The following is a 13,050-nucleotide window of genomic DNA, read 5'->3' as shown; positions in this document are numbered from 1 at the left end:
GGCATAGACAGCTATGATTGATTTCCATTTACAGGACACATTATTCAACCACACAATCGTGATTTTTTTGATGCGGGCTTTTTTGAGCGTTTTCTGCGGCTTCTGCCTTGGACTTGAACGCAAAATCAAAAAGCATCCGGTGGGAATCAGAACCCTTGTTTTTCTCAGCCTTTCTTCCTGCCTTTTTGGTATAACTTCCATTACCATGGCAAAACAGGGAATTATGACCGGTGATACAACCCGTATTGCAGCCGGAGTTGTAAGCGGAATCGGATTTTTAGGCGCCGGCGTAATTGTTCACCAGGGTTTTAACATTCACGGTCTTACTACCGCAGCGATTATTTTTATGGCAAGTGCCCTTGGTCTTGCCTGTGCCGACGGACTTTACATTCCGGTTTTCATTACCCTGGCCCTCTGCCTTATCGTTATGACTTTGATTGAAAGACTGGAATACGTTTTATTCCCGCCAGAGACAGCAAAGCTTGTAAAAATTGATTTTTCTGATGATAACGTTGATGAAAGTGAAATTGAAGTTATCTTTAAGAGATGTAAATTAAAGCTTGCAGATAAAAACTACAATTACAACATTGAAGGAAAAACTGTTTCTATCGCCTATAAGGTTTATAAGCCCAACAAATTTGATTTTTCAGATTTTTCTCAGAAAATCCGCCAGATCAAAAATGTACGGGCCTTCAGCATAACCCAGGGCGATATAGACTAAAATCTTCCTGTTGTCAGATAGCGGCGGATTTCATCACAGAATTTCTTTGCTGCTTCTGACTCAGGCATAAAGGCCGAAGAAAGAGCATCAGCTCGGGCACCATAACGGCAGCTTGCCGCAAAAAAGCGCACATCATCAGCCTGAACGTCAAAACTTTCACCACGAAGGGCAACCGGCGCCAGCTGGCTTCCCATAGAAAGAGCAGACTGAATGTCTTCTGTCAAAAGTTTCTGAATAACCTTATCATTTACATTCTTTTTTGAAAGCTTGATTGCGCAAAGCGATGGCGCAATAAGAGCGTGATCTACCTGACCTGAAAGAACAGGAACTCTTTCGGTAGAAAAATCACGGATAAGTTTATATGGAATATTTCTGTGAACTGAAAGTTTTGTAAAAAGAAGGGCAACCTGGCCGTCTTCTACAAAGGCAAGGATATCACGGTATTTTGCATGGAACCAGTTAGGATGAACAATGCCGTTTTCCTGCCAGCTTCTGAAAAGATCCAGAACAGACTGGAGGGTCAGCTCTTCCCCTGCCCCGGAAGCCCCTTTTAGCCCTGCATCAGCAAGTTTTAGAGTCATAAGCTTTTCGGCAGAAGGCGATTTTTTAAGGGCTTCTACAAAAGTGCTGTAAGCCTTATAGCCGCCTTTTGCTTCGATAATTGCAGAAATCAAACCAAGCAAAATCTCATCATCACCGCCGTTAGTAAAAAACGGAGTAAAAGTATATTTCTTGGCTTTTTCAAGGTAGGTCAGCATTTCGTCAAAAGTCTGAGGATTTTCCATCGCGATTTTTGATTCAACCAGTTTGCTGTATGAAAATTCAAAATGATCGAGAATGATCGGAATAGACTTGCGATCATTTGGCTCGTTCTGACGGCGCAAAGATGTCGGAAGATAATTAAAAAGTTTGGAAGGAATATTGGCAGCTTTTGCCTTGATAGCTTCTGAGGCAAGGCCGTCGTAAGTAAAAACAAGGTCGTATGATTTGGCGGCCTTATCCTTTTTCAAATCATCAAAAGAAACTGTCTTGAAAGTTACCCTTCCGATTTCAGCTTTTTTGATGTTGTCTTCAAGAACCTTTGCCTGTTTTTCCGGAATATTATAGAAAGCAACGTTTACGTTTTGCTGTGCGGCAGACTTTCTTTGCCTGATAAAAAGGAAAGAAAGCGCCACAAGAAAAAGAAGTGAAAAAATAGTAATTAAGACTACTTTTTTATTCATATTATTAGTCAGTAAAACGTACTCGCTGCCAGATGTTGTAGAATTTTTCTACGTTATCACCAAGATCTTCTTTAAGAGTACAGGTATTTGCCTGCTCTGGTGGATACATAGAAGGTTTTGTTGTGTACTGCAAAGCTTCTGTGTTTACGATACATGGATAGCGGAAAGTATCGATGAAGATTGCATACATTTCAGGGCGGTGAATAAAGTTGATGAACTCATTAGCAAGTTCTGGATTTGGCGCATCCTTAAGGATTACCATACAGTCCATTGTTGCAGGACCACCCTCCGGCGGAATAAAGAATTCAATTGTATCTTCCCAAAGGCTTTCGTCTACTTCGCCGTAAACGATTTCAGGGTAACCCTGACAGAGCCAGAAGTCACCGTTTGCGAAAGATTTACCAAAACCTTCAGCATCGAATTTTACAAGGTTAGGACTCCACTTGTTTTTTACAAGGTCTTCAGCTTCTGCAAGTTCTGCATCATTAAGGCTGTTCAAATCATAACCGAGGTGAACAAGGGCACAGCCGAGAACTTCGCGCATTTCATCCATCATAGTTGCGTGGCCTGCAAAGCGGGCATCTTCAAAAATGCTGTAATCGCGTGGATAGTCACCTGTAACTTTATTTTTATTTACCATTACGCCAGTTGCACTGAAAGCGTAAGGTACGCAGTATTTCATTTCCGGGTCAAAAGTAAGTTTTTCTGTAACAACCGGATTGATTTTATCGCGGTTTGTGAATTTTGACTGATCGAGTTCCTGAATCATTCCCTGTTTCAACATGATAGAAACAAAGTCATTTGAAGGAATTACAAGGTCATAGCCTTTAGCACCAGCTTTAAGTTTTGCATACATCTCATCACAAGTTGCATAAACGTCAAGTTTTACCTTGCAGTTAAATTCTTCTTCGAATTTTGCAATTACTTCATCAGGAGTGTAATAAGTCCAGTTGTAAAGGTAGAGAGTTTTTTTCTTAGAGCAAGAAAAAAGCGACAGAAGGGAAGCTGCGAATGTTACAGCCAAAAGTGATTTGTAGAAAGTTTTCAATTGAAGACTCCCGGACGCGTACGTCCTAAAATTGTTATTGTTGGTTATACCCCAAAATTTGGCAGGCCTGTTAGACCCGCTTTAGAATATGCAATTTTAGCACGAAAGAAGTGTTTGTTACAATATTATGTAAAATTGGCTTCCGGTCACAGAGCAGGGAGCAAAACCGCGCAATAATGCGCTACACGCTGATTGTTGCAAAGAAACCATAAAATTGACCGCTTTCGCGGTCACAACAATCAGAGTGTTTTTGCCCCCTACTCTGCTCCCTTGCGCCAATTTTACATACTTGTGTAACCGCCATCTACCGGCAAGATTACACCTGTTACGTAGCTTGAGGCTGGGCTTGCAAGGAATATTGCGGCTGTATCAAGCTCACCTTCGTTTCCGTAGCGGGAAAGAGGAATCATTGTCTGGGCATTCTGCTGGAAGAAATCTGAATCAAGAGTTTCCTTTGTAAGTGGGCTGTAGAAATAACCCGGGCAGATTGCGTTTACGTTAATGCCGTACTTTCCCCATTCAGAAGCAAGACCGCGGGTAAGGTTTACAACACCACCCTTTGCGGCATGGTAAGGAGAGCATGGAGCAACCTTGTTTCCAACCAGACCGTACATAGAAGCTATGTTGATGATACGGCCATATTTTGCAGGAATCATTGCTTTTTTAGCAACAGCACGGGCAACCTTGAAGGTTCCTCCCAGATCTACGTTAAGTTCACCGTTGAACTGCTCATCTGTAATATCTTCTGCAGGGGCAACAGCACCAGTTCCCGCATTGTTGATTACGATATCAATGCGGCCGAATTTTTTCATAACTTCATCTACGGCAGCGTTTACCTTTTCTGTATCTGTGATGTCACATGGAATTGCAAGAGTTTCTACTTTATAAGTATCTGCAATTTCCTTAGCAACAGCATCAATCTTTTCCTTGCGGCGGGCAATTGCAACAATTTTTGCACCCTGATTAGCAAGAGCCTTAGCCATCTGAACACCAAGACCTGTTGAACATCCGGTTACAATCGCAACCTGACCACTTAAATCAAAATAATTTTTAGACATATAGTACCTCGAAAAAAAGATTTGCTCTTATAAAATACTTCTATAATTAAATTAGTAAAGTAATTTTTACTTGTCAATGCAAAAGTGTCCAAAAAAAGTGGGACGCAGGCGGAAAATGAGGGGGGACCGCAGACGGGTTGAGACCTCATTTTTCGCCGTCGCTGGGGCCCGCTTTTTTTGGACAAACTGGTAGAATAAGTTTTAATATTCCTTTATAATGAGGTCTCAGTATGAAAAATCTGGCGAAACAAAACTTACTGAAACACACACTTTGTTGCGACGGCTATTTTTTCTATTATTATTTTTGAATTTTACAAAGCTGAATTCGATTTTTTCGAGTTCAGCTTTTTTTTAAGTCTGAAGGGCTGAAAGAGCTGCTTTCGGGCGATTTTTGGAAAAAGTGAGGTAGATTGTGGAAAAGGGATGCGAAAAAAAAGCTGTTCTGCTGCTGGCAAACGGCATGGTTTTTGAAGGAAAAAGTTTTGGAGCAGAAGGCTGTGTTATCGGAGAAACAGTTTTTACTACCGGTATGAACGGCTATCTTGAAACACTTACAGATCCAAGCTATTACGGTCAGATTGTAACTCAGACTTTTCCGTTGATTGGAAACTACGGCGATATTGCAAAAGATTACGAAAGCGCTAAATGCAATCTTCGCGGCTATATTGTCCGCGAATGGTGCCAGACTCCTTCTAACTTCCGCTGCGGCGGAGACCTTAACTCTTACCTCAAGGCTCAGAATATCATTGGTCTTTATGATATTGATACAAGAAAACTCACAAAGATTCTGCGTGAAACCGGCGTTATGAACGGTATGCTTATTAGCGGCGACAGCGCAGAAGCAAAGGAAGCATTTGCAGCCCTGGAAGATGAAGGTAAAAAAGCTGAACTCCTCAAAAAAATCAAGGATTACTCAATTGTAAATGCAGTTGCTTCGGTAACAGGAAGTGCTACAGGTGTTGAAGAGCCAGCTGACGTGGTTTTCAGTGAATCTGCAAAATACCGCTTTGTACCTGTTAAGGCTGACGGAACTAAAATCAATGATCCTGAACTAGCCATGAAAGACGGAAAGGGCAAAAAAGTTGTTCTCTGGGACTTTGGTGCAAAGGCAAATATCCGCCGTGAGCTTTTGAAGCGCGGTCTTGAAGTTATTACAGTTCCTGCCAGCTACAATGCCCAGCAGATTCAGGCCCTTAATCCTGATGGAATTATGCTGAGTAACGGTCCCGGAGACCCTGCAGAAAACGTTACTATTATAGAAGAAATTAAAAAACTTTTGAAAACCGGTATTCCGATTTTTGGAATCTGTCTTGGCCACCAGCTTTTAGCACTGGCAAGTGGCGCCGAAACAATGAAGCTTAAATACGGTCACCGCGGTGCAAACCAGCCGGTAAAATACCTTAAAACCGGTCGCGTTTACATTTCAAGCCAGAACCACGGCTATGCTGTAAAAAATGAAACTTTGCCGGCAGGCGCAGTTTTGAGCTTTGTAAACACAAACGACGGAACCTGCGAGGGGCTTGTTTACACAAATACACCGGCCTTCAGCGTGCAGTTCCATCCGGAAGCATGCTCGGGTCCTCTGGACACAAGCTTTTTGTTCGACGAGTTTGTAAAGCTGATTAACAATCACGAGTATTTTAAGAACTTCAAGGCTGAGTTCGAGCGCGTGGATGCAATAGCTTACTTTGCTTCGACAATTAAACAGACAAAAAATAGGTAAAGCTAAAAAATTGCTGCATCGCAATTTTTCTTAACGCTTTGCTATAGAACACCGCGGGCTCTGACCGGCCCGCTTACACAGGAGAAAACAAATGCCTTTAAACAAAGATCTTCATAAAGTAATGGTTATCGGTTCTGGTCCGATTATTATTGGCCAGGCTGCGGAATTTGACTATGCGGGAAGCCAGGCTTGTAAGGCTTTGAAGGAGCAGGGACTTGAAGTTGTTCTTGTAAACTCTAACCCGGCTACTTTGATGACTGACCACAGTATGGCTGATCACATCTACATTGAGCCGCTTACTGTTGAAACTGTTCAGAGAATTATTGAAAAGGAAAAACCGGACAGCATTCTTTCTTCTCTTGGCGGACAGACTGGTCTGACTCTTTGTATGGAGCTTGCAAAATCGGGCTTCCTTGAAAGTCACAATGTACGCCTGCTTGGTGCAAAACCGGAAACTATTGATAAGGCAGAAGACCGCCAGATGTTCAAGGACACGATGGAAAGCATTGGTGAGCCTTGTATTCCTTCTAAGGTTGTTACAACTTATGAAGACGCCCTTGATTTTGTAAAAAACGGAATCGGATTCCCGGCAATTATTCGTCCTGCATTTACGCTTGGTGGAACCGGCGGCGGTATTGCCCATGATGAAAAAGAATTTGACGAAATTGCTCATAACGGACTTCACCGCTCGCCTATTCACCAGATTCTGGTTGAAAAATGTATTTCGGGCTGGAAGGAAATTGAGTTTGAAGTTGTTCGCGACCACAGCGGAAACGTAATGACTGTCTGTTCAATGGAAAACTTTGACCCGGTTGGCGTTCACACCGGAGACTCTATCGTTATTGCGCCTGCTGTAACTCTTAGTGATAAAGAATATCAGATGCTGCGTTCTGCCAGCCTTAACATCATTTCTTCTCTGGGAATGGAAGGCGGCTGTAACTGTCAGTTTGCATTGAATCCTGAAACTTTTGAATATGCCGTAATCGAAGTAAACCCTCGTGTAAGCCGTTCTTCGGCCCTGGCTTCTAAGGCAACAGGATATCCTATTGCAAAAGTTGCGGCTTTGATTGCGATTGGCTACAACCTGGACGAAATTCCAAACTTTGTTACAAAACAGACAGCTGCCTGCTTTGAACCGGTTCTGGACTATGTTGTAGTAAAATTCCCTAAATTCCCATTCGACAAGTTTGTTTACGCTGCCCGCAAGCTTGGAACTCAGATGAAGGCAACCGGCGAAGTTATGGCCATCGGCCGTACCTTTGAAGAAGCCTTGATGAAGGCTGCCCGCGGTGCTGAAATCGGCGTAAACTCGCTCAACCTTAAGGTTTTTGCAGAAGAAAGCGACGCAAAAATCAAAGAGCGTGTTGCAGACTGCACCGACCAGCGCGTATTTGCCGTTTTCCAGGCCCTTAAACGCGGAATTATGAGCGTTGACGAAATCCACGCCGTAACAATGATTGACGAATGGTTCTTAAACAAGATGAAAAAGCTTGTGGACCGTGAAGCTCAGTTTGCAGAAATTAAGGCCGGAAAAGCTCAGCTCACCCAGGAACTTTACCTGGAAGCTAAAAAAGACGGCTATCCTGACAAAGTAATTGAAGACATGACCGGCGTAAAGATTCCGGGAAGCACTGGTGTTATCGAACACGATAAAAACGAAGCTTCTACCGCGAATACAATCGACGCCAACAATAAAAAGCTGGCCGACCTTCGCGCACAGGGAAAAGTTACCCACATTCCAAGCAGCTTTAAGATGGTTGATACCTGCGCCGGCGAGTTCAGTGCAGAAACACCATATTTCTACGCCGGCTACGACCAGGAAAACGAAGCTGAAATCTTCCTGAATAATTTACACGCAGGGGTTTTAGGGGGCGGCAGCCACCTAGGCGAAGGGGTAGCGGAAGATGCTTCAGCAGCTGGAGCGAGGGGAAGACTTTCCCCTTCCAAAGGCACAATTGTCGTTCTTGGTTCAGGCCCTATCCGAATTGGTCAGGGAATTGAGTTCGACTATGCCAGCGTTCAGTGCGTATGGAGCCTTAAAAAGCTTGGCTACGAGGTTGCAATCATCAACAACAACCCGGAAACCGTTTCTACCGACTTTGACACAGCAGACCGCCTTTACTTTGAACCGCTCACTCCGGAAGATGTTATGGGCGTTATCAACACAGAAAAGCCGGTTGCAGTTGTAGTTGCATTCGGCGGCGGTACGGCAATCAAGCTTGCAAACTTCCTTTCTGAGCAGGGAATCCCGATTCTTGGTACAAGTGCTGATGCAATCGACCTTGCCGAAGACCGCGAGCGTTTTGAAGAGCTTTGTGAAAAACTCAACATTAAGCGTCCTAAGGGACTTACAGTCATGAATACCGATGAAGCCCTTGCCGCAACAAAAAAACTGGGTTACCCGGTTCTGCTGCGACCTTCTTACGTTCTGGGCGGTCAGAACATGATTGTTGCCTTCAACGATGCCGACGTAAAAGAATACATGAAGATTATTCTTGCCCAGGGAATTGAAAATCCGGTTTTGATTGACCAGTACATGATGGGAACTGAGCTTGAAGTTGACTGTATCTGTGATGGCGAAGACGTTCTGATTCCGGGAATCATGGAGCATATTGAGCGAACCGGTATTCACTCAGGCGACTCGATTGCTGTTTATCCAAGCTGGAATCTCAACGATGTTCTGCGCGAAAAAATCATAAATCAGTCTACAGACCTGGCCCTTAAGCTTGGAACAAAAGGACTTGTAAACATCCAGTATCTGATTTACAACAACGATCTCTATATTATTGAAGTAAACCCTCGTTCTTCCAGAACTGTTCCTTACATTTCTAAGGTTACAAACGTTCCAATGGTTGAACTTGCTACCCGTGCCATGCTGGGAGAAAAAATCCGCGACATGGGCTACGGCACCGGTCTTTACCGCCTGCCTCCTTACTTTGCCGTAAAAGTTCCTGTATTCAGCTTTGAAAAACTGATGGACGTAGATACACACCTGGGACCTGAAATGAAATCTACAGGTGAAGTTCTGGGAATTGCTTCTACAATGGAAGAAGCAATTTTCAAGGGACTTATCGGCGCCGGCTACAATATGAAACGTGCCGGAGATTCAGCTTCCGGCGAAGACGGAGAAGGCAAAAACGGCGGCGGAGTTCTTTTCAGCGTCCGCAAAACCGACCGCTACGAGCTTCCTGACCTTGCCCGCAAGTTCTACGATCTTGGCTTTAAGCTTTACGCAACCGAAGGAAACGCAGAAACAATCCGCGACTTTGGAATGGAAGTTGAAGTTGTAAACAAGATTCACGAAAATCCTGATGACAACCTTTTGACCCTGCTGGATTCAGGCAAAATTGACTATGTAATTTCCACTTCTGCAAAGGGACGCGACCCTCGTGCCGACAGCGTAAAAATGCGCCGCCACGCCGTAGAACGCGACATCCCTTGTCTTACAGCAATCGATACCGCAAACGCAATCGCAAACTGCCTTAAGTCAAAATACTCGGTAGAAAACGTTGAACTTGTCGATATCAACCAGCTGCGCGACAAAAAGCAGAAAATCCGCTTTACAAAGATGGATTCAACCGGCAACGACTTTATCGTCATCAACGCAATGGAACAGGAAATCAAAAATCCAGCCGGCCTTGCAGTTCGCCTCTGTGACCGCAGAAACGGCGGAATCGGAGCAGACTCCCTTGTTCTTATTGAAAACTCTTCTCTTGCCGACGCCAAAATGCGCTTCTTCAACCTGGACGGTTCAGAAGGAAAAATGGCCGGAAACGCCATCCGCTGCGTAGGAAAGTACCTCTACGACTACAACGTAAACGGAATCTGCGAAAAATACGGAAAGAAAACCGACGCAACCGAAACAATCACAATTGAAACCGGAAGCGGCGTAAAAACCCTTATCCTCTACAAACAGAACGGCAAGGTTACTTCGGTAACAGTTGATATGGGAGAGCCGACCTTTGCTCCGGAAACTCTTCCTACAACTTTGAAGCTGGCAGATCTTCCCGCAAGCGAAATCAACGCAAATCCCGACTCTGCGGCCCTTCTGCCAAAACAGGCAATCATCAACCAGCCGCTCAAGGTGGACGGCAAAACTTACAAGGTTACCTGCGTTGGCGTTGGAAACCCTCATGCCGTAATCTTCAGTAAGTTTGTAGATAAAGAGCCGGTTTGCGAAGACGGACCAAAAATCGAGCATCACAAGGCCTTCCCTCAGCGTACCAACACCGAGTTTGTGCGCGTTGTGGGCTCTAACGAATTGAAGATGCGCACCTGGGAGCGCGGAAACGGCGAAACCCTTGCCTGCGGTACCGGTGCCTGTGCAGCCGCAGTTGCCGCAGTTTTGAACGGCTTCAGCCCGGTTGACCAGAACATCACCGTAAAAGTCCGCGGCGGCAACCTGATTGTTAAATACACCGGCAAAACCGTCTTCCTCAGCGGAAACACCAGCATCTGCTACGAAGGAGAAGTGGAGATTTAAGTTCCACCGCAAAATACCCCGGCAACTTCCGCAAAAACGGATCTTGCCGGGATTTTTTTTGGGCGAGTGCCCCCTTCCCAGTCGCCTTCCGGGCTCCCCTACGGTCGGTCTTGCTTCGCAAGACTGGCTTCGCCACCCTCCACGCTCGCGCCGGGGGAAAACTACAATATAAAGTGCTGACTCCTGAATTTACAAAACAAATAAAAGCTGCCATACCTTCCGGCACTCATTTGCAACCCATCTTCTTGAATCCGGCTACGACATCCGCATAAAAACTACTAATTATTCATAATTTGATATAAAATAAACATATACGACATTTCCATAAAAGTCTTATACCGACACTTTTTTGTCAGCATAAGACTTTTATGCCGGATACGTAGAAATTTTGTTATGTGGACGCCCGCACTGGGGCGCTTAGGAGAAAGATGGAAAAACTAGAACATTTGGCTCTAATGCTGAATAAAAGAACCAAAGGTAAAAAATATGAAAATTTTGTCATAAATTCTATTTATACAAAAATCGCAAATCCAGATTTAATTCCTATTACTCAGCAATATGTAAAAAATCCTAATTATTCAAAAACAAATAAGAAAAAATATTATTTATTAGACTTGTATTTTCCACAACTAAAATATGGAATTGAAGTTGATGAAAGTCATCATTTAGCAGAAGAAAATATAATTTTAGATGAAATCCGAGCAGAAGATGTTCTATCGGCAATTCAATGTGAAGAAGGAAGAATTGCAATTTTTAATTCTGATGGTTCTCCAAAAACTTATGATGAAGTAAATGCTCAAATTTGTGAACAAGTAAACTATGTAAAAAAATTAATATCAAAAAAAGAAAAAGAAGATGGAAAAAGCATTTCGTGGGAAAATAATGAACAGAGAAAAAAAGCAATTTTAGAAAAAGGCTTCTTTTCTACTACAGATGATGTTGATTATGAAGGTGTAACCGAGATCTATAATTTACTGGGTCATAATGTAGAAAATTTAGGTAGATGTTTCGTAAAATTAAATTCTTCATACAAATTATGGGTTCCATATCTTGCAATAAAACTTGATGACGGAACTGTAAAAACTAAAAATGGCTGGGAAAACACATTAAGTGAAGATAAATCAACTATCTTTGAAGTTGTTGGAGATATGGAAAAATGTGATACAAAAAATGTTCCCGATGGTGATTGGCATGATGTTGATCGTGTTATTTTTATGCATATCAGAGACAGTTTCGGAATGGATAGAGTAAAATTCCTTGGTGTATATAGTCCGTCAAATTTAAAAACAAATAATGGTGTTCAAACAAGAACTTATAAACGTATTGCTACTGAAATAAAAATAAAAGATTTGTTTCCTGTGCCATAAAATACAAATATTAAGAGAACCTAACATGGATTTTACTGAAGATATTTTTTAAATTTTAAAAAGAAATTTAGTGGTTATTTTATGGATTTACTTCCAGATGAAATACCAGTTTATGTAGATTCAAAAGAAAATATATTTATATTGGAAGACAATGTAAAAGAATTAATTGAAAAAAGTCTAAAGGAAAATAAAAAATATCTTTTAGGCTATGAAAGGATAATTTTAAATCCAAATGTATATTATTAATACTATGAAATTTATAAAACACTATCTATAATTAAAAAACCACATAACCTTTGAATCAAAAAATGTCTGGAATAAATTTACAGGCCTTAGCGCACTGAACAAAAAACTTTTCGGGAAAGCATAATGAGTACAAAATCGACTATATTGCAAATCTTAACTTCTTCAAAAGAGGGAGCTGTGCTAAGCGGCGAAGAGCTTGCCTCGCTTTGCGGGGTGAGCCGCGCTGCCGTCTGGAAGGCAATTAATTCTTTGCGCGAAGAAGGCTACAACATAAACGGCACAACAAACGGCGGCTACGTCCTCGCTTCCAGCGACGTTTTGACGACAGAAGCCCTAGCCACAGCCTTTAATGGCTCCTTCCCCCAGTTTGCGGGCGCCAGAATCGAAGTTTTTAAGGAAATTGACTCAACAAATATTCAGGCAAAACGCTGGCTTTCTGAATGCGGCTCTCTGCGTACAGCTGACGGCCAGCTCACTTCTGCCGGAAAAACCTATAATAACGCTGTAATCGTTGCAGAAAAACAGACCGCAGGTCGCGGACGCTCGGGGCGCACTTTTGTTTCTCCGGCAAAAACCGGAATTTACCTTACAGTAATATATGCGCCAAAGGGGGGCATTACAGATCCTGCAAAAATTACAGCCTTCAGCGCCGTTGCAGTCTGCCGGGCAATCAAAAAACTTTATGGCATTCAGCCTTCAATCAAATGGATAAACGACATTTTTTATAATGGAAAGAAAATCTGTGGAATTTTGACAGAAGGCACGACCAATTTTGAAACCGGCATAATTGAAGCTGCCGTAATCGGAATTGGTGTGAACATTGAAGAAAATGCCGAAGCCTTTGGCGGGGAGCTTTCTAAAGTGGCAGGAGGCATTTTCGATGCCGCCACTACCCGCTCAGTAACCCGAGCCCAGCTGGCAGCCCAAATCGCGGGCGAAACTCTTCAAGTGCTTGGAGAACCGGCTACATCAGTCATCGAAGAATACAAAGCGCTCTCTTTCATAATCGGCCGCGAGGTTGAAGTTCACACTTTAATCGACAGTACCCAGGGCATCTACAAAGCCACCGCAGTCGACATAGACCAGAATGCCGCCCTTGTAGTGCAGCTTCCCGACGGCACAAAAAAAACTCTGATTTCCGGCGAAGTCAGCCTTAAATCAGAGTCCTTTGTCTGAAAAAA

At 43.1% G+C, this 13,050-nt stretch carries 9 protein-coding genes; 6 read left to right on the top strand and 3 right to left on the bottom strand.

Translation table 11 applies throughout. The features are described 5' to 3' along the window. Positions 1-13: 13 nt before the first annotated feature. Positions 14-721, top strand: a complete 708-nt coding sequence (locus T530_RS14095) for an MgtC/SapB family protein (protein WP_051537928.1) — start codon at positions 14-16, stop codon at positions 719-721. Here T530_RS14095 and T530_RS0109510 read toward each other — a convergent pair. From T530_RS0109510 to T530_RS0109500, 3 genes are all read right to left on the bottom strand, one after another. Continuing rightward, positions 718-1,944 carry a hypothetical protein gene (locus T530_RS0109510; protein ID WP_027728805.1) on the bottom strand — a complete coding sequence of 409 codons (1,227 nt, stop codon included), beginning with the start codon at positions 1,942-1,944 and terminating at the stop codon, positions 718-720. The two genes, T530_RS14095 and T530_RS0109510, sit on opposite strands and share 4 nt — an antisense overlap. A 4-nt stretch (positions 1,945-1,948) precedes the next feature. Further along, positions 1,949-2,992, bottom strand: coding sequence for an extracellular solute-binding protein (locus T530_RS0109505; RefSeq protein WP_027728804.1), 1,044 nt, complete (start codon positions 2,990-2,992; stop codon positions 1,949-1,951). Between the two features lie 281 nt (positions 2,993-3,273). Then, entirely contained in the window at positions 3,274-4,050 is a 777-nt protein-coding gene (locus T530_RS0109500) for an SDR family oxidoreductase (protein WP_027728803.1), read from the bottom strand. A gap of 412 nt (positions 4,051-4,462) precedes the next feature. Between T530_RS0109500 and T530_RS0109495 the strand changes: the two genes are divergently transcribed. The 5 genes from T530_RS0109495 to T530_RS0109475 all read left to right on the top strand — a co-directional run bounded on the left by T530_RS0109495 (position 4,463) and on the right by T530_RS0109475 (position 13,045). Next, a complete protein-coding gene (locus tag T530_RS0109495; RefSeq protein ID WP_027728802.1) occupies positions 4,463-5,773 on the top strand; it encodes a carbamoyl phosphate synthase small subunit in 1,311 nt (436 codons plus the stop codon). A 91-nt stretch (positions 5,774-5,864) separates the two neighbouring features. Continuing rightward, the gene (gene carB / locus T530_RS14090; RefSeq protein ID WP_081773712.1) at positions 5,865-10,256 is read left to right on the top strand and encodes a carbamoyl-phosphate synthase large subunit; all 4,392 of its coding nucleotides are present in this window, start codon (positions 5,865-5,867) and stop codon (positions 10,254-10,256) included. A 428-nt stretch (positions 10,257-10,684) separates the two neighbouring features. Further along, positions 10,685-11,623, top strand: coding sequence for an AbaSI family restriction endonuclease (locus tag T530_RS0109485; protein ID WP_156011610.1), 939 nt, complete (start codon positions 10,685-10,687; stop codon positions 11,621-11,623). A gap of 81 nt (positions 11,624-11,704) precedes the next feature. Then, positions 11,705-11,869, top strand: coding sequence for a hypothetical protein (locus T530_RS15145; RefSeq protein ID WP_156011608.1), 165 nt, complete (start codon positions 11,705-11,707; stop codon positions 11,867-11,869). A gap of 123 nt (positions 11,870-11,992) precedes the next feature. After that, positions 11,993-13,045 (top strand): biotin--[acetyl-CoA-carboxylase] ligase, encoded by a 1,053-nt coding sequence (locus T530_RS0109475; RefSeq protein WP_027728800.1) that lies wholly within the window; start codon positions 11,993-11,995, stop codon positions 13,043-13,045. The last annotated feature ends 5 nt before the right edge of the window (positions 13,046-13,050 follow it).

This window comes from Treponema sp. C6A8 (assembly GCF_000619925.1).
GTDB lineage: Bacteria > Spirochaetota > Spirochaetia > Treponematales > Treponemataceae > Treponema_D.
This window is presented reverse-complemented; position numbering and strand designations above follow the sequence as displayed.